Below are 17,318 nucleotides of genomic sequence, written 5' to 3' on the forward strand. Positions count from 1 at the left end.
GTAGGAATCTGTGTTGATTTGTATCAAGAGCATAGGGGCTGCTCTGCAGCCCTTCGCGGGCTTGCCCGCTCCCACAGGGGTACACATGATCCTGTGGGAGCGGGCAAGCCCGCGAAGGGCCGCAAAGCGGCCCCCTCAATGCCCCATCAACCAGTGTTGATGCGGCCCCGGCATGGTCCAGATACCAAACAGCATCACCAGCACCCCGCCAGCCACCCGCACACTGCGCCGTTTCAACAACCTGTTTACTCGCTCAGCCGCCAGCCCCGTGGCCAGTAGCACCGGCCAGGTCCCCACGCCGAACACCAGCATCAGCGCCGCGCTGTACCCGGCATTGCCCTGACTGGCCGCCCACAGCAGGGTGCTGTATACCAGGCCGCATGGTAGCCACCCCCATAGCGCCCCCAGCAACAACGCCCGAGGCACGCTGGACACCGGCAGCAAGCGCGACGCCGCTGGCTGAATATGCCGCCACAGTCCCCGGCCCAGCGCCTCGATGCGGGTCAGCCCGCTCCACCAGCCTGCCAGGTACAGCCCCATGGCGATCAACAGCAGCGCCGCCACCACCCGCAGTGCCAGCGCCGCCGGGCTGCTGGCCACGGCCCAGCCGGCCAGGCCCAGCAGCAGGCCGGCACAGGCATAACTGAGAATGCGGCCAAGGTTGTACGCGAGCAGCAGGCGCATGCGCCGCCCACGTTGTTCAGGCGGGATGGCAAGGGTCAGCGCGCCCATCAGGCCGCCGCACATGCCCAGGCAGTGGCCGCCGCCGAGCAAACCGAGGATCAACGCCGAGCCCAGCAGGGGCAGCAGGTCAGGCACGGGGCGGGTTTTCCTTGTCGGTGTCGGCCTTGCTGTCGTCAGGTTTCACCGCCGCCTGATGGCGCGGGTCCTGGTCGTCGAACAGGATGCTGTGGGCAGGGCTTTCCAGGTCGTCGTACTGGCCGCTGTCCACCGCCCAGAAGAAGATGTACACGGCCACGCCGACCAGCAGCAGGGCCGCCGGGATCATGACATAGAGGGCGGGCATGGCGACTTCCTCCCAGGCAGGGGCGCTTCGGTCGATGGCAAACCCGATGCCGGGGGCAGGCGGGTCAGGCGCAGGGCATTGAGCACCACGATCAGCGAACTGACCGACATGCCGATGGCTGCCCATACCGGGGTGATCCAGCCGAGCGCGGCGAACGGCAACATCAGGCCATTATACAGGGTCGCCCACAGCAGGTTCTCGAGGATGTTGCGGCGGGTGCGGCGGGATAGCTCGAAGGCCTGTACCAGCGCCTGCAAACGATTGGACAGAAGCACGGCGTCGGCGCTGGTCTTGGCCAGGTCGGTGGCGCTGCCCATGGCGATGCTGATGTCCGCGGCGGCCAGTACCGGCACGTCGTTGACCCCGTCACCCAGCATCAGCACCTTGCGCCCGGCCGCCTGCAGCGCCTTCAGCCGGTCCAGTTTGTCGTCCGGGCGCAGCCCGCCGATGGCCTGGTCGATGCCCAGCTGCGCGGCCACTTCGGCAACCATCGGCGAGCTGTCGCCCGACAGCAGCAGCGTGCGCCAGCCACGGGCCTTGCAGGCCGCCAGCAGGGCAGGGGCATCGTCGCGCAGGCGGTCGTCCAGGCCGAACCAGGCCAGCGGGCCCTGGCGGTCGCCCAGCAGCAGCCACTGGCCGCGCGGCTCTGGCACTCCGGGGATTTCCGCGCCGCTCAGGGCGCAGACGAAGGTGGCCTGGCCAATGCGCAGGCGCTGGCCTTCGACCAACCCTTCCAGGCCCAGGCCCGGTACGGTCTGCACCTCGTCAGCAGGCGTGGCGGTGCGGCCGAAGGCACGGGCGATGGGGTGTTCGGAGCGGTTCTCCAGCGCTGCGGCCAGGGCCAGGCAGCGGTCGGCGGGCAGGCTGCCGAGCGGTCGAATGCTGCGCAAGGTCAGGCGGCCTTCGGTCAGCGTGCCGGTCTTGTCGAAAATCACCGTGTCGATCTGGTTCAGGCCTTCCAGCACATGGCCACGGGTCACCAGCAGGCCGAGCTTGTGCAACGTGCCAGTGGCTGCGGTAAGCGCCGTTGGCGTGGCCAGGGACAGCGCGCAGGGGCAGGTCGCTACCAGCATGGCCAGCACGATCCAGAACGCCCGCGCCGGGTCCAGGTGCCACCACCACAGGCCGATGGCCGCGGCGGCCAGCAGCGAGAACAGCAGGAACCACTGCGAGGCCCGGTCGGCGATTTCGGCCAGGCGTGGTTTTTCGGTCTGGGCGCGTTCCAGCAGGCGGACGATGGCCGACAACCGCGAGTCGTGGCCGAGGGCTTCGACTTCCACGTTCAGGGTGCTTTCGACGTTCAGGGTACCGCCGGTGACCCGCTCGCCGACCCGCCGTGGTTGCGGCAGGTATTCACCGGTCAGCAACGATTCATCGACGCTGGAGCGGCCTTCGACGATGCGCCCGTCGGCGGGGATTACCGCGCCTGGCAGCACCTGCACTGTGTCACCGCGCTGCAGTTCGCTGAGCAGGATGCGTTCGCTGCGGCCGACGGCGTCCAGGCGCAGGCACGAGGCCGGCAGCAGGTTGACCAGCTGCGCGGTGGCCGCGGCGGTGCGTTCGCGGGCGCGGCGCTCCAGGTAACGGCCAGTTAGCAGGAACAGCGCGAACATGCCCACGGTGTCGAAATACAGCTCGCCGCTGCCGGTGATGGCGGTCCAGATACCGGCGCCGAACGCCAGGCCAATGGCCAGCGACACCGAAACGTCCATGGTCAGGTGGCGGGTACGCAGGTCGCGTGCCGCGCCTTTGAAGAACGGTGCGCAGCTGTAGAACACGATGGGGATGGTGAGAAACAGCGCCACCCAGCGCAGAATGGTGTGCAGCTCGGGCGACAGGTCGATGTTGAATTCCGGCCAGGTGGCCATGGTTGCCATCATCGCCTGGAACCACAGCAGCCCGGCCACGCCCAGGCGGCGCAGGGCGCTGCGGTTCTCGCGGGCCAGTTGCTCGGCGGCCTGGTCGGGCTGATAGGGGTGGGCGGCGTAGCCGATCTGGCGCAGCTCTGCGAGCAGGCGCGAGAGCGGCAGTTGCTTGTCATCCCAGTTCAGCAGCAGGCGGTGGTTGGACAGGTTCAGGCGCGCCTCGGCGACGCCGGGCAGGTTGCGCAGGTGCTTTTCGATCAGCCAGCCGCAGGCGGCGCAGCTGATGCCTTCGACCAGCAGGGTGGTCTCGGCCAGGTCGCCAGCATGGCGAACGAAGGTTTGCTGAACGTCGCTGCGGTCGTAGAGGGCCAGTTCGTCCTGTAGCTGCCTGGGCAGGGCCTCGGGGTTGGCGCTGTTGTCGCTGCGGTGCTGGTAGTAGTGTTCCAGGCCACCGGCGACGATCGACTCGGCCACTGCCTGGCAGCCGGGGCAGCAGAACTGCCGGGACTCACCGAGGACCACGGCGTTGAAGCGGCTGCCGGCGGGGACGGGCATTGCGCAGTGGTAGCAGGGGGTGGGCTGGGTCATCACATCATTGCCTTACACAAATCGGCCGGCTGGCGCGCATCCCTGTAGGAGCGGCCTTGTGTCGCGAAAGGGCCGCGAAGCGGCCCCGGGACTTCAGCAGCGGTGCATGAATCGCTGGGGCTGCGCTGCAGCCCTTTCGCGACACAAGGCCGCTCCTACAGGTGCTCGGCGCCTTGAATGGCTTCGTCACCCAGTTGCAAAGTGACACCATGCTCCACTTTCTCTTCCTCGAACAAGCGCCAAACCTGGCCACCTTCGCTACCCAGCAGCTCAACGAAGCGCCGCCCGTCAACCTTGTCCTCCAGCTGCCCCACATAGCGCCCAGCCTCGACCCGGCTCAACAGCACCTTGCGGTCTTTCTCCGGCTGGGTTGGCGAGATCAGGTTCAGCTCCAGGCTCTGCGGGTCGCTGTTGCCGGCCAGGCGCACGTCCACTTCGCCGGTCAGCTCGTCCAGGTGCACGCCGGCCTTCAGGCCCAGCGTCTGCGCCAGCAGTTCTCGGTCCAGCGAGCGGTTGATGCCCTTGCCAGCCTCGTAGTAGTTGTCGTTCACCAGGTTGTCCGGGTTGTGCACGGCGATGCTGACCATGGTCAGGCTCAGGCACACCGAGGTGGCGAGAATGCCGATGATGATCCAGGGCCAGAGGTGCTTGTACCAGGGGCTGGCGGCGGTGGCAGGCATTGTGGGTTATCTCTCTTAGCGGATCTGTGGGCCGATGAAGCGGCTCTTGGCTTCAACCTGGGCGTCGCTGTCATCGGCGCTCTTGAGGATGAAGGTAATTTCGTTGGTGGTCGATGGCAGTTTCTCGGGCGCGATCGACAGCTGCACCGGCAGGCTGACGATATCACCAGCGTCCACGCGGATCTCGCGCTGGCCTTCAAGCTTCAGGTCCGGCAGGCCGGTGGCGTCCAGCACGTAGACGTGGTCACGCTGGTCCTTGTTCATCACCTTCAGGCTATACACGTTCTCGATCCGGCCCTGGGCGTTCTCGCGGTACAGCACGCGGTCCTTGCTGACGTCGAAACCGACCAGCGAACGGGTGGCGAAGGCGGTGGCCAGGCCGACCATCATCACCAGCAGTACCACGGCATAGCCGATCAGGCGCGGGCGCAGCATGTGGGTCTTCTGCCCGGACAGGTTGTGCTCGGTGGTGTAGCTGATCAGCCCCCTTGGGTAATTCATCTTGTCCATGATGTTGTCACAGGCATCGATGCACGCGGCGCAGCCGATGCACTCGATCTGCAGGCCGTCACGGATATCGATGCCGGTGGGGCAGACCTGCACGCACATGGTGCAGTCGATGCAGTCGCCCAGGCCGGCGGCCTTGTAGTCCAGGTCCTTTTTGCGCGGGCCGCGGGTTTCGCCACGACGCGGGTCGTAGGAAACGATCAGCGTGTCCTTGTCGAACATCACACTCTGGAAGCGCGCGTAGGGGCACATGTACACGCACACCTGCTCGCGCAGCCAGCCGGCGTTGCCGTAGGTGGCGAGGGTGAAGAAGCCGACCCAGAAGTAGGCCCAGCCGTCGGCCTGGCCGGTAAAGAATTCGATGGCCAGTTCACGGATCGGCGAGAAATAGCCGACGAAGGTCATGCCGGTGACGAAACCGATCAGCAGCCACAGGCTGTGCTTGGCGAACTTGCGCAGGAACTTGTTGCCGCTCATGGGGGCTTTGTCGAGCTTCATGCGCTGGTTGCGGTCGCCCTCGGTGACCTTCTCGCACCACATGAAAATCCATGTCCACACGCTTTGCGGGCAGGTGTAGCCGCACCACACCCGGCCGGCGAACACGGTGATGAAGAACAGGCCGAAGGCGGCAACGATGAGGATGCCCGAGAGCAATATGAAGTCTTGCGGCCAGATGGTGGCGCCGAAGATGTAGAACTTGCGTTCGGGCAGGTTCCACCACACGGCCTGGTGGCCGCCCCAGTTCAACCACACCGTGCCGAAGTACAGCATGAACAGCACAGCCCCGCCGACCATGCGCAGGCGTCGGAACAGGCCGGTGAAAGCGCGGGTGTAGATCTTTTCCCGGGAGGCGTAGAGGTCGACGGAATCCTTCCCTTTGTTGGCAGGCGGGGTGACATCATGTACCGGAATTTGCTTGCTCATCATCAAGTCCCACGGCAGTGGAGAAGTGCCGCAGCCAGTGCATGCCGGCCGCAGTCTCGCGCAATCTGCTAGCGCTCTGCGGCCCATGATACGCCGCTGATGGCAGTATGGGGCTGCACTGCGACCTTTAGTCGCGTTGGGTTCGTGGTATGAATCGTGTTATGGCAGGTGTCAATTGATCCAGGTCATGGGGCCTGCAACAAATGTGTTTTCAGTACCGGCCTCTTCGCGGGTTTACCCGCGAAGAGGCCAGGCCTGCTTACTCGGCCTTGGCCGGTGCCTGGTCCTGCTGCGACAGGCTATACACATAAGCCGCCAGCAAGTGCACCTTGTCATTCCCTTGCAGCTGCTCCTGGGCCGGCATCTGCCCCTGGCGACCGTAGCGGATGGTCTGTTGCAACTGGGCAAAGCTCGAGCCGTAGATGAACGCCTGCGGATGGGTCAGGTTCGGCGCGCCCATGGCTGGCGTGCCCTTGCCCTCGGGGCCGTGGCAGGCCACGCAGTTGGCGGCGAAGATCTTCTGACCGTTTTCGGCATCGGCTTTCACGCCCTCTGGCAGGGTGCGGCCATCGAGCTTGCTGACCACGAACGCAGCCACGTCGGCCACGCCCTGCTCGCCGATCACTTCGGCCCAGGCCGGCATCACGCCGTGGCGGCCGCCCATGATGGTTGCCTTGATGGTGTCCGGCTCGCCGCCCCAGCGCCAGTCGTTGTCGGTAAGATTGGGGAAACCATAGGCACCCTTGGCGTCGGAGCCGTGGCATACCGAGCAGTTGGAGGCGAACAGCCGCGCGCCCATCTTCAGGGCCTGCGGGTCCTTGGCCACCTCGGTGATGGGCATGGCGGCGAACTTGGCGAAGATCGGCCCGAAGCGGGCGTCGGCCTTGGCCATTTCCTTTTCCCACTCGTGCACGCCGGTCCAGCCCGGCTGGCCGTTGGAAAACTCGGTCTGCTTGTCGTTATCCAGGTATGAGTAGCCCGGCAGGACGCCTTTCCAGTTGCCCAGGCCCGGGTACAGCACCAGGTAGCCGAGGGCGAAGATGATGGTGCCGACGAACAGCCAGAACCACCATTTCGGCAGTGGGTTGTCGTACTCCTCGATGCCATCGAAGGCATGCCCGACGGTTTCGTCGGTGACCTCTTCGCGCTGGCCCTTGCGGGTCGACAGCAGCAGCCAGGTCAACGAGAAGATGGTGCCCAGGGTCAGGACGGTAACGTACAGACTCCAGAAGGTTGTCATTGTTTTTTGCTCCCAGAAGCTTTTGCGTGCTCTTGCTCGACGTGGCGGCAGGCCTCGGGGTCATCCGCGAAGGGCAGTTGGGTCGCTTCGTCGAAGTCCTTCTTGCGCCGTGGGTTGAACACCCACAGCGCCAGGCCCACGAAGGCCACCATCACCACGACGGTGCCCAGGCCGCGAATCATCCCGATATCCATCAGCGTCACCGTTTGCTCTTGATGATGGTGCCAAGACCCTGCAGGTACGCGACGATGGCGTCCATTTCGGTCTTGCCCTTGACCGCGTCGCGGGCCCCGGCGATGTCGGCGTCGGTGTATGGCACGCCGAGGGTGCGCAGCACTTCCATCTTCTTCGCGGTGTCCTTGCCGTCGAGCTTGTGCTCGACCAGCCACGGGTACGACGGCATCTTCGATTCCGGTACCACGTTGCGCGGGTTGTACAGGTGCGCACGGTGCCAGTCATCGGAGTAGCGGCCACCGACCCGCGCCAGGTCCGGCCCGGTACGCTTGGAGCCCCACAGGAACGGGTGGTCCCACACGCTCTCGCCGGCCACCGAGTAATGGCCGTAGCGCTCGGTTTCGGCACGGAACGGGCGGATCATCTGCGAGTGGCAGCCCACGCAGCCTTCGCGGATGTAGATATCGCGGCCTTCAAGCTCCAGCGCGGTGCGCGGCTTCATGCCTTCCACGGGTTTGTTGGTGACGTCCTGGAAAAACAGCGGGACGATCTGGGTCAGGCCACCGACGCTCACGGCGATGACCATGAAGAAGGCCAGCAGGCCTATGTTCTTCTCGACGGCTTCATGCTTCATCAGTGCGCTCCCACGACGACGATCTTGGCGGCTTCCTCAGCCTGTGCCGGGTTGGCGGCACGTACGGTACGGAACACGTTGTAGGCCATCAGCAGCATGCCGGTGGCGAAGAACGCACCGCCCAGGGCGCGGACGATATAGCCAGGGTGGCTGGCCTGCAGGGCTTCGACGAAGGAGTAGGTGAGGGTGCCGTCATCGTTGATGGCGCGCCACATCAGGCCCTGGGTGATGCCGTTTACCCACATCGAGGCGATGTACAGCACGGTACCAATGGTAGCCAGCCAGAAGTGCGCGTTGATCAGGCCGACGCTGTGCATCTGCTCGCGGCCATACAGGCGCGGGATCATGTGGTACACGGCGCCGATCGAGATCATCGCTACCCAGCCGAGGGCGCCGGCGTGAACGTGGCCGATGGTCCAGTCGGTGTAGTGCGACAGCGAGTTCACGGTCTTGATGGCCATCATCGGGCCTTCGAAGGTGGACATGCCGTAGAACGCCAGCGACACCACCAGGAAGCGCAGGATCGGGTCGGTGCGCAGTTTGTGCCAGGCACCGGACAGGGTCATCATGCCGTTGATCATGCCGCCCCAGCTTGGCGCCAGCAGGATGATCGACATCACCATGCCCAGCGACTGCGCCCAGTCTGGCAGGGCGGTGTAGTGCAGGTGGTGCGGGCCGGCCCAGATGTACAGGGTGATCAGCGCCCAGAAGTGCACGATAGACAGACGATACGAGTAGATCGGGCGTTCGGCCTGCTTCGGTACAAAGTAGTACATCATCCCCAGGAAGCCGGTGGTGAGGAAGAAGCCCACGGCGTTGTGGCCGTACCACCACTGGATCATCGCGTCTGTGGCGCCGGAGTAGGCCGAGTACGACTTGAACAGGCTTACCGGCAGCGAGATGTGGTTGACGATGTGCAGCATCGCGGTAACCACGATGAAGGCGCCGTAGAACCAGTTGCCGACATAGATGTGCTTGGTCTTGCGCTTGACGATGGTGCCGAAGAACACCAACCCGTAGGTGACCCAGACGATGGCCAGCAGGATCGCCAGCGGCCACTCGAGCTCGGCGTACTCCTTGGTGGTGGTGTAGCCCATCGGCAGGGTGATCAGCGCCCCGACGATCACCGCCTGCCAACCCCAGAAGGTGAAGGCGGCCATGCTGTCGGAGATCAGCCGGGTCTGGCAGGTGCGCTGCACCACGTAGTAGCTCGTGCCGAACAGCGCACAGCCCCCGAAGGCGAAGATCACCAGGTTGGTGTGCAGCGGGCGCAGGCGGCCGAAGCTGGTCCAGGGCAGGTCCAGGTTCAGTTGCGGCCATACCAGCTGCGAGGCGATGAAGACGCCGAGGCCCATGCCAAGGATCCCCCAGACCACCGTCATGATGGCGAACTGGCGGACGACCTTATAGTTATAAGCAGTCGGACTGATTGCTGTGCTCATTGCTAAGGTTCCACGGTTTTGATGTTCTTGTTGGTCGAAAAATCGGCGCCAGTATTGATAACCACCGGGGTTACTGCAACGCAACTTTGGTACGCCGACCCGTGCCCGAGCCCGTTCACTGATGTCCCGCAGCGATCGGGTCTGGACGATTGTACACAAATAAATATTTGTAATGTGTACCGTTTTTCGCCTTTTTCTGATCGATCGGTCAAGCTTTTTATCGGGACGGCGACAGGCTACGCGCCGCGTCTGCTTCGGTCCTTTCGGAGCGAGGCCCACTGAGGCAACAAGCTTAGTTCTGTTCGGAGGGGGTGCAAGGGAGGGTAGAGCGGGGGCAAGGTGGGAATGGGGCTGCTTTGCAGCCCGTCGCGACACAAGGCCGCTCCTACAGGAAGTACGCAATCCCTTGTAGGAGCGGCCTTGTGTCGCGATAGGGCCGCAAAGCGGCCCCTGGGCGGTATTACTTGGCAGTCACGGTTTCAGCAGCACCATCCTGCGACAGGCTATACACATACGCCGCCAGCAGGTGCACCTTGTCGTTGCCCTGGATCTCCGCCTGCGCCGGCATCTGACCCTGGCGACCATAGCGAATGGTCTGCTGCAGCTGGGCAAAGCTCGAACCGTAGATGAACGCCTGCGGGTGAGTCAGGTCTGGCGCGCCCATGGCCGGGGTGCCTTTGCCTTCAGGTCCGTGGCAGGCCACGCAGTTGCCGGCAAAGATCTCCTTGCCCTTGGCGGCGTCAGCCTTGACCCCTTCCGGCAGGCTGCGGCCATCGAGGTTGGTGAGCACGAACGCGGCCACATCCGCCACGCCCTGCTCGCCGATCACTTCGGCCCAGGCCGGCATCACGCCGTGACGACCGTTCATGATCGACGCCTTGATGGTTTCCGCTTCGCCGCCCCAGCGCCAGTCCTTGTCGGTGAGGTTGGGGAAGCCATAGGCACCCTTGGCGTCCGAGCCGTGGCACACCGAGCAGTTGGAGGCGAACAGGCGGCTGCCCATTTTCAGCGCCTGCGGGTCCTTGGCCACTTCTTCCACGGGCATGGCGGCGTACTTGGCAAAGATCGGGCCGAATCTTGCGTCAGCCTTCTCCATCTCCTTCTGCCATTCGTTGGCGCCAGTCCAGCCATTTTCATAGCCCGGCAGAATGCCCTTCCAGTTGCCCAGGCCCGGATAGAGGATCAGGTAGCCGACTGAGAACACCAGGGTGCCGACGAACAGCCAGAACCACCACTTGGGCAGCGGGTTGTCGTATTCCTCGATGCCGTCGAAGCTGTGGCCCATGGTCTGGTCGGTGGTGTTGTTGCTCTGGCCCTTGCGGGTGGCGAGCAGCAGCCAGGTCAGGCCAATCAGGCTACCGATGGTCAGTACGCAGATGTACGTACTCCAGAAGGTGGTCATTGCCCGTTACTCCTTTTTGCAGCAGGTTTCTGTCCGGCAGAGGGCAGGCGGTCGTCGACGAAGGGCAGCAGGCGCGCTTCGGCGAAATCACGGTCGCGGCGGCGGTTGAATACCCACAGGGTGAGGCCGATGAAGGCGATCATCACCACCAGTGTGCCCAGGCCGCGGATCATGCCGATGTCCATTCCCATCGCATTCACCTCTTGTTCTTGATCGCGGTGCCTAGCACCTGCAGGTAGGCGACCAGGGCATCCATTTCGGTCTTGCCCTTGACCGCGTCGCGAGCCCCGGCGATGTCATCGTCGGTGTACGGCACGCCCAGGGTGCGCAGGGTGCGCATCTTGGTGTCGGTATGGCTGTTGTCGACCTGCTGGGCGACCAGCCATGGGTACGACGGCATCTTCGACTCCGGTACCACGTTGCGCGGGTTGTACAGGTGCGCACGGTGCCAGTCGTCCGAGTAGCGGCCACCGACCCGGGCCAGGTCCGGCCCGGTGCGCTTGGAGCCCCACAGGAACGGATGGTCCCACACGCTTTCACCAGCCACCGAGTAGTGGCCATAGCGCTCGGTTTCGGCGCGGAACGGGCGGATCATCTGCGAATGGCAGCCCACGCAGCCTTCGCGGATGTAGATATCGCGGCCTTCCAGCTGCAGTGCGGTGTAGGGCTTCATGCCTTCCACCGGCTTGTTGGTGACGTCCTGGAAGAACAACGGGACGATCTGGGTCAGGCCGCCGATGCTGACGGCGAACACCATCAGCAGGGCCAGCAGGCCGACGTTTTTCTCGATGACTTCATGTTTCATCAGGCAGGTCTCCTCAAGCCAGCTGGGCGTTCGCAGGGGCGACATCGAGCGCCGGCGAACGCACGGTGCGCCAGGTGTTCCAGGCCATCAGGAACATGCCGCTGAGGAAGATCGCACCGCCGACGAAGCGCACGATGAAGCCTGGGTGGCTGGCCACCAGGGTTTCCACGAACGAGTAGGTGAGCGTGCCGTCGCTGTTGACCGCGCGCCACATCAGGCCTTGGGCGATGCCGTTGACCCACATCGAGGCGATGTACAGCACGGTGCCGATGGTGGCCAGCCAGAAGTGCGCGTTGATCAGGCCGATGCTGTACATGCGCTCCTTGCCGAACACTTTCGGGATGGTGTGGTACAGCGCGCCGATCGAGATCATCGCCACCCAGCCGAGGGCGCCGGCGTGCACGTGGCCGATGGTCCAGTCGGTGTAGTGGGACAGGGCGTTGACCGTCTTGATGGCCATCATCGGGCCTTCGAAGGTGGACATGCCGTAGAACGCCAGCGACACCACCAGGAAACGCAGGATCGGGTCGCTGCGCAGTTTGTGCCAGGCGCCGGACAGGGTCATCATGCCGTTGATCATGCCGCCCCAGCTTGGTGCCAGCAGGATCAGCGACATCACCATGCCCAGCGACTGCGCCCAGTCGGGCAGGGCGGTGTAGTGCAGGTGGTGCGGGCCGGCCCAGATGTACAGGGTGATCAGCGCCCAGAAGTGCACGATCGACAGGCGATAGGAATACACCGGGCGTTCGGCCTGCTTGGGCACGTAGTAGTACATCATCCCCAGGAAGCCTGCGGTCAGGAAGAAGCCCACGGCGTTGTGGCCATACCACCACTGCACCATGGCATCGGTGGCACCGGCATAGACCGAGTAGGACTTGGTCAGGCTGACCGGCAGTTCCAGGTTGTTGACGACGTGCAGCATCGCCACGGTGAGGATGAAGCCGCCGAAGAACCAGTTACCGACGTAGATGTGCTTGGTGTTGCGCTTCATCAGCGTGCCGAAGAACACGATGGCGTAGCTCACCCAGACGATGGTGATCAGGATGTCGATCGGCCATTCCAGTTCGGCGTATTCCTTGGAGCTGGTGTAACCCAGCGGCAGGCTGATGGCCGCCAGCAGGATCACCAGTTGCCAGCCCCAGAAGGTGAACGCGGCCAGGCCCGGTGCGAACAGGGTGGTCTGGCAGGTACGTTGCACCGAATAATAGGAGGTGGCGAACAGCGCACAGCCGCCGAAGGCGAAGATCACCGCATTGGTATGCAGGGGGCGCAGGCGGCCGAAGCTGGTCCAGGGGAGGTCGAAGTTGAGGGAGGGCCAGGCGAGCTGGGCGGCGATGAAGACGCCGAGCCCCATCCCGACGATTCCCCACACCACCGTCATGATGGCGAATTGGCGGACCACCTTGTAGTTATAGGCGGTACTGCTGGTTGTGTTCATGTATGGGTTCCCATCCACGGTTATTTGGCAGGCTTTACAGCGAGGCAAGCATGATTAATGGGCAAAGTGCCGGTATTGACGGGGATCAATGGGCGAAGGTCGGAAATGTCCCAGGCTTGCGCTGCGATCCCCCGCACGTTCGGGGCAAGGACGGCTACAAGGGCTGCCTGATCCTGGCTCATGGCGCAGGTGCGCCGATGGACAGCGGGTTCATGGACGAAATGGCGCAAAGGCTTGCGGCGCTTGGGGTAGCGGTAGTGCGCTTCGAGTTCCCGTACATGGCCGAGCGCAGGGTTGCCGGCGGCAAGCGGCCGCCGAACCCGCAGAGGGTGTTGCTGGAATGCTGGCGCGAGGTGTACCGGCAGGTGCGACCTTTGGTCGCGGGCAAATTGGCAGTGGGTGGCAAATCCATGGGCGGGCGCATGGCCAGCCTGCTGGCCGATGAACTGGAAGCGGATGCACTGGTGTGCCTGGGCTATCCGTTCTATGCGGTGGGCAAACCGGAAAAGCCACGGGTCGAGCACCTGGCCGAATTGAAGACGCCGACGTTGATCGTGCAGGGCGAGCGGGATGCACTGGGTAACCGCGAGGCGGTGGCAGGGTATGCGTTATCGCCGGCGATCGAGGTGAGCTGGCTGGTGGCGGGGGACCATGACCTGAAGCCGCTGAAGGCCTCGGGGTTCAGCCATGAGCAGCACTTGCAGGCGGCGGCTGAGAAGGTTGCGGCATTCCTGTCGCAATAGTGCTGGATTCTTCGCGGGCTTGCCCGCTCCCACGGGTTCACTACAGGTCTGAAACTTGTGCAGCACCTGTGGGAGCGGGTTTACCCGCGAAGAGGCCGGACCAGGCTGACGCTTAGTCGCGGTACTCGCACAGGTAGGCGGTATCCACCTTCACCTGCAGCTGGAACTTGCTGTCAGCCGGCACGTTGAACTTGTCGCCCGCCTTGAAGGTTTCCCAGTTGTCGCTACCTGGCAGCTTCACGGTCAGCGCACCCGAAACCACGTGCATGATCTCGCGCTTGGCAGTGCCGAACTCGTATTCGCCCGGGGCCATCACACCGACAGTGGCCGGGCCTTCTTCGCCCGCGAATGCGATCGACTTGACGGTGCCGTTGAAGTACTCGTTGACCTGGAACATGGGCGACTCCTGAAAAGGGGGGATGAAAAAGGGCTGGCCAGTATGCCCAAGCCCACCGGCTCCGTCATCTGCTTTCAGGTAGCGTCTGCCGGCAGGCTCAACGGCAGCAGCCGCGCGGTATTGCGCGCATCTTCCAGGGCCCGGTGCTGCTGCCCGCAAAAGTGCATGCCGGCCAGCTGCAGTGCACCGTTCAGCCCAGCGGGGCGCTGCAGGTGGCGGGCCTTGGCGAAGCGTTGCTTGAGGTTGATGTGCGGCAGGGTCCGCAGCAGGCTGTCCAGCCCATGCTGCTGCCACTCCTGGTGCAACTGCTGGCGGTCGTAGTCGCCCCAGCTGACCCAGGCCTGAAGCTGCCCGCGGTGGTGCCCGAGCCAGCGCTCGAAGCTTGCCCATACCTCGCGGAACGACGCGGCACTGTCCACGCTGGCCTGGCTGATGTGGGTCAGCTCACGGCAGAACGGGGTCAGCTGCGGCCGCCGCCGAGGCTTCACGAAGCGCTGGAAGTGGTCGACCTCGCGGCCATCGCGGGTAACCAGGCTTGCGCCGATTTCAATGACTTCCATCTCTGTGACCGGCCACCCACCATCGTCGGTGGTGGCTTCCAGGTCGATCACCAACCAGTGGCCCATACCAGGCTCCCTTGCAGATCCTGCTAGAGCGTAGCGAAACTCCGGGCATCCGGCATCCCCTGGCAGTTTGCCCGCAGCTTTGGCGCAAAGGGCCACTAACCGGCAGTTGTGTCCGGCCCGGAAAACGCCTAGCTTAGGCGGACCCCGGCATGAACCGTGATGAGTGTCCGTCTTGACTCCAGCGACCGGCCTGAAGGCCCTGTCTTCCCTGATGCTGCTGGCCGTGTTCTGGCTGGCGGTGCCGGCATGGGCGGCAAGTACCGTTGAAGTGAAGATTGGCGCGGCGCATTTTCCGCCCTACACCGTGCGCCCGGAGCAGGGTGCCGACACCGGTCTTCTGCCGCAGTTGGTCGACGCGCTCAACCGCGCGCAGCAGCACTACCGCTTCGTTCTGGTACCCACGTCCATTCAGAGGCGTTTCGGCGACTTCCAGCAAGGCCGTACCGACATGGCCATTTTCGAGAACCCGCAATGGGGCTGGCAGCAGATTCCCCACAAGACCGTGGACATGGGCCTGGAAGACGCCGAGGTGTTCGTCGCTCGCCAAGCCAATGGCGGTGACCCGCATTACTTCGACGACTTGAACGGCAAGCGCCTGGCGTTGTTCAATGGCTATCACTATGCGTTCGCCGGCTTCAACTCCGACCCCGAATACCTGCGCACCGCCTACAACGCGACCCTGACCTACTCCCACGACAGCAACCTGCTGATGGTGCAGGCAGGCCGCGCCGACATCGCCCTGGTCACGCGTTCCTACCTCAGCGATTTCCTGGCACGCAACCCGGCCAGCCGGGAGCGGTTGGTGCCCTCGCAACGCATTGACCAGGTCTACCATCACTACGCCTTGTTGCGCCCGGGGGCGCCCATCGGCGAGCAGTCGTTCGCGGCGCTGCTGCGGGCCCTGCGCGACAGTGGCGAGCTGGCGCGCATCTTCGAGCCCTACCGCATCACGGTAGCGGCCCCGCGCGACTAAATTCCCGTGATGCGGCAACGTTCTCAGCAGTGAGCCTTTCTTTCATTGCCGCGAGTCAAGCCCATGCCGTTCGATGCCGCATCACAGCCCCAGTCAGCGCCACGCTGGCGCAGCCTCAGTGCCGAGGAGGGGGACAGCTGGCTGAGCCTGTCCCTCGAAGGCCGCTCGTTGATCCAGTTGCGCCTGGAGATGGGTGCTACTCTGCATGTCCACCTCGAGCGGCTGTGCCCCGAGCGCCCCTATGTGGCCTTGTGGGCCGCCTGTTATTGGCTGCTGGCCCGCGATGCGGCCTGCCAGCGTCTTGCCTGGCACCTGCCCGAGCCGTTGCCTCAGGCATTGACCAGTGGCCTGCTGCTGGCCGGCGAGCAGCCTGGCCAATACCTGTGCGAGCGGGCGCTGTTCTGGCAGCTGCCACAGCCGTGGCTGGGCGAGTCGGCCAGCGTGGCCTACCCACAGCAGATGCAGATCAGCAACGGCAAGCGCCACCCACGCCGCGCGCCCAAGCCTCGTGGCGAGGTGTACCGGCGCTTCGATACGCGCCTGGGCAGTTGGGTATCGCTGCGTACCTTGGAGATCGAGCATGACCTGGAGCGCTTCAACCGCTGGCAGAACAACCCGCGGGTGGAGGCGTTCTGGCAGGAGGGTGGCACCCTTGCGCAGCATCGCGAATACCTGGGCAAGCTCGAGGCCGATCCGCATGCCCTGACGCTGATCGGTTGCTTCGATGACCAGCCGTTTGCCTACTTCGAGGCGTACTGGGCCAAGGAAGACCGCATTGCGCCGTTCTACCCGGCCGATGACTACGACCGTGGCATCCATATGCTGGTGGGGGAGGAGAGCCACCGCGGGCCGCACAAGGTGGCCAGCTGGCTATCGGCGCTGGTGCACTACCTGTTCCTGGATGACCCGCGCACCCAGCGGGTGGTGGCCGAGCCGCGTGCCGACAACGGCAAGATGATCGGCTACATGCACGACCAGTGCTTCCATTGCGACAAGGAGTTCGACTTCCCGCACAAGCGTGCGGCGTTGATGATTCTGGGGCGGGAACGGTTTTTCGATCGTTGCAAACTGGCTTGATATCGGGGTGGCTTCTTCGCGGGCGTGCCCGCGAAGAAGCAGACTCTGCCTAATCAGGCCTGCCGACTGGCCGTCTTGCGGCAATGCACCAGCGCATCGCGGATCATGAAGTTGACCAGCGTCGGCGACACTCCCAGCTCCTTGGCAATGTCCTTCTGCGGCACGCCATGCAGGCGGTACATCTCGAAGGCATAGCGGGTGCGCTGGGGCAGTTCGTTCAGCGCCTCGGCAATGTCATCCAGCGCGGCAAGGTTGATGTGGGTGGCTTCGGGGGAGGCGTTTTGCACGACTACGTTAAGGCCTTCCTCCTCGCTGCCGGAGTACTTCAACTCCATCGCCTGCTTGCGATAGTGGTCGATGGCCAGGTTGCGCACGATCTGGAACAGGTAGCTCAGCTGCGCCTTGAACGACGATGTGATCTGCGGGGCGGCGCTGAGCCGGAAAAAGGCGTCCTGCACCACATCTTCGGCGCGCGATCGACAGCCGGTAATGCGGGCAGCGATCTTGACCAGAATGCTGCGGTTGTCGACGAAGGCCTGCAGTAATGGTGAATCGCACTTACTTGTGGATAGTTGTTCCGCCATGGAAATCACCTTGTCACAGAGGGGAAAGGACGCACCCAAATTTGGGAAGCTTCCTACGACGGGCGACAAGCTATTCAGAATGATAATGATTGTCAAATGCGAAATGTAATTAGTTTCATGTGATTTCAGTTCTAAGGTGTGAGGGTGGCTAGGTGCATGTCAGGGCATTTTCAGCGCCTGTGAGATCGAGCG

The 17,318-nt window shown here is 63.9% G+C and carries 19 protein-coding genes; 3 read left to right on the forward strand and 16 right to left on the reverse strand.

Annotated elements, in window-relative coordinates; genetic code table 11:
• Positions 1-135: 135 nt before the first annotated feature.
• The 13 genes from IMX18_RS05700 to ccoN (IMX18_RS05760) all read right to left on the reverse strand — a co-directional run bounded on the left by IMX18_RS05700 (position 136) and on the right by ccoN (IMX18_RS05760) (position 12,726).
• Entirely contained in the window at positions 136-819 is a 684-nt protein-coding gene (locus tag IMX18_RS05700) for a sulfite exporter TauE/SafE family protein (protein ID WP_054572587.1), read from the reverse strand.
• Positions 812-1,027, reverse strand: coding sequence for a cbb3-type cytochrome oxidase assembly protein CcoS (gene ccoS / locus IMX18_RS05705; protein WP_013973501.1), 216 nt, complete (start codon positions 1,025-1,027; stop codon positions 812-814). Before ccoS ends, IMX18_RS05700 begins: the two co-directional genes overlap by 8 nt.
• Positions 1,006-3,480, reverse strand: a complete 2,475-nt coding sequence (locus IMX18_RS05710) for a heavy metal translocating P-type ATPase (RefSeq protein ID WP_054572586.1) — start codon at positions 3,478-3,480, stop codon at positions 1,006-1,008. Before IMX18_RS05710 ends, ccoS begins: the two co-directional genes overlap by 22 nt.
• A 155-nt stretch (positions 3,481-3,635) precedes the next feature.
• Positions 3,636-4,160: a FixH family protein gene (locus tag IMX18_RS05715; protein ID WP_054572585.1), complete on the reverse strand. Its 525-nt coding sequence runs from the start codon at positions 4,158-4,160 to the stop codon at positions 3,636-3,638.
• 15 nt (positions 4,161-4,175) lie between these two features.
• On the reverse strand, positions 4,176-5,591 hold the full coding sequence (gene ccoG / locus IMX18_RS05720) for a cytochrome c oxidase accessory protein CcoG (RefSeq protein ID WP_054572584.1): 1,416 nt from the start codon (positions 5,589-5,591) through the stop codon (positions 4,176-4,178).
• 259 nt (positions 5,592-5,850) lie between these two features.
• Complete coding sequence (gene ccoP, locus IMX18_RS05725; RefSeq protein WP_015271139.1) at positions 5,851-6,831, reverse strand: cytochrome-c oxidase, cbb3-type subunit III; 981 nt, start codon at positions 6,829-6,831, stop codon at positions 5,851-5,853.
• A complete protein-coding gene (locus IMX18_RS05730; RefSeq protein WP_015271138.1) occupies positions 6,828-7,025 on the reverse strand; it encodes a CcoQ/FixQ family Cbb3-type cytochrome c oxidase assembly chaperone in 198 nt (65 codons plus the stop codon). Before IMX18_RS05730 ends, ccoP (IMX18_RS05725) begins: the two co-directional genes overlap by 4 nt.
• A gap of 5 nt (positions 7,026-7,030) precedes the next feature.
• A complete protein-coding gene (ccoO, locus tag IMX18_RS05735; RefSeq protein ID WP_013973496.1) occupies positions 7,031-7,639 on the reverse strand; it encodes a cytochrome-c oxidase, cbb3-type subunit II in 609 nt (202 codons plus the stop codon).
• On the reverse strand, positions 7,639-9,081 hold the full coding sequence (gene ccoN, locus IMX18_RS05740; RefSeq protein ID WP_015271137.1) for a cytochrome-c oxidase, cbb3-type subunit I: 1,443 nt from the start codon (positions 9,079-9,081) through the stop codon (positions 7,639-7,641). Before ccoN (IMX18_RS05740) ends, ccoO (IMX18_RS05735) begins: the two co-directional genes overlap by 1 nt.
• 460 nt (positions 9,082-9,541) lie before the next feature.
• The gene (gene ccoP, locus IMX18_RS05745) at positions 9,542-10,483 is read right to left on the reverse strand and encodes a cytochrome-c oxidase, cbb3-type subunit III (protein WP_038410020.1); all 942 of its coding nucleotides are present in this window, start codon (positions 10,481-10,483) and stop codon (positions 9,542-9,544) included.
• Positions 10,480-10,674 carry a cbb3-type cytochrome oxidase subunit 3 gene (locus tag IMX18_RS05750; protein ID WP_015271135.1) on the reverse strand — a complete coding sequence of 65 codons (195 nt, stop codon included), beginning with the start codon at positions 10,672-10,674 and terminating at the stop codon, positions 10,480-10,482. The genes ccoP (IMX18_RS05745) and IMX18_RS05750 overlap by 4 nt, the downstream gene beginning before the upstream one ends.
• 5 nt (positions 10,675-10,679) lie before the next feature.
• Positions 10,680-11,288: a cytochrome-c oxidase, cbb3-type subunit II gene (gene ccoO, locus IMX18_RS05755; protein ID WP_013973492.1), complete on the reverse strand. Its 609-nt coding sequence runs from the start codon at positions 11,286-11,288 to the stop codon at positions 10,680-10,682.
• Positions 11,289-11,301: 13 nt separating this feature from the next.
• A complete protein-coding gene (gene ccoN, locus IMX18_RS05760) occupies positions 11,302-12,726 on the reverse strand; it encodes a cytochrome-c oxidase, cbb3-type subunit I (protein ID WP_013973491.1) in 1,425 nt (474 codons plus the stop codon).
• A 50-nt stretch (positions 12,727-12,776) separates the two neighbouring features.
• Between ccoN (IMX18_RS05760) and IMX18_RS05765 the strand changes: the two genes are divergently transcribed.
• On the forward strand, positions 12,777-13,469 hold the full coding sequence (locus tag IMX18_RS05765) for an alpha/beta family hydrolase (RefSeq protein ID WP_054572583.1): 693 nt from the start codon (positions 12,777-12,779) through the stop codon (positions 13,467-13,469).
• Between the two features lie 112 nt (positions 13,470-13,581).
• Here IMX18_RS05765 and ppnP read toward each other — a convergent pair whose 3' ends face one another.
• Both ppnP and IMX18_RS05775 read right to left on the reverse strand, forming a co-directional pair.
• Positions 13,582-13,866 (reverse strand): pyrimidine/purine nucleoside phosphorylase, encoded by a 285-nt coding sequence (gene ppnP / locus IMX18_RS05770; protein ID WP_003259920.1) that lies wholly within the window; start codon positions 13,864-13,866, stop codon positions 13,582-13,584.
• A 74-nt stretch (positions 13,867-13,940) separates the two neighbouring features.
• Entirely contained in the window at positions 13,941-14,492 is a 552-nt protein-coding gene (locus IMX18_RS05775; protein WP_003259919.1) for a 3'-5' exonuclease, read from the reverse strand.
• A gap of 172 nt (positions 14,493-14,664) precedes the next feature.
• Between IMX18_RS05775 and IMX18_RS05780 the strand changes: the two genes are divergently transcribed.
• On the forward strand, positions 14,665-15,465 hold the full coding sequence (locus tag IMX18_RS05780; RefSeq protein WP_015271132.1) for a substrate-binding periplasmic protein: 801 nt from the start codon (positions 14,665-14,667) through the stop codon (positions 15,463-15,465).
• 63 nt (positions 15,466-15,528) lie between these two features.
• Positions 15,529-16,542, forward strand: a complete 1,014-nt coding sequence (locus tag IMX18_RS05785; protein WP_217191027.1) for a GNAT family N-acetyltransferase — start codon at positions 15,529-15,531, stop codon at positions 16,540-16,542.
• Positions 16,543-16,595: 53 nt separating this feature from the next.
• On the opposite strand, the gene IMX18_RS05790 is transcribed toward IMX18_RS05785, so the two are convergent.
• The gene (locus tag IMX18_RS05790) at positions 16,596-17,126 is read right to left on the reverse strand and encodes an RNA polymerase factor sigma-70 (RefSeq protein ID WP_015271130.1); all 531 of its coding nucleotides are present in this window, start codon (positions 17,124-17,126) and stop codon (positions 16,596-16,598) included.
• Positions 17,127-17,318: the final 192 nt, after the last annotated feature.

This window comes from Pseudomonas shirazica, from assembly GCF_015168335.1.
Taxonomy (GTDB): Bacteria; Pseudomonadota; Gammaproteobacteria; order Pseudomonadales; family Pseudomonadaceae; genus Aquipseudomonas; species Aquipseudomonas asiatica.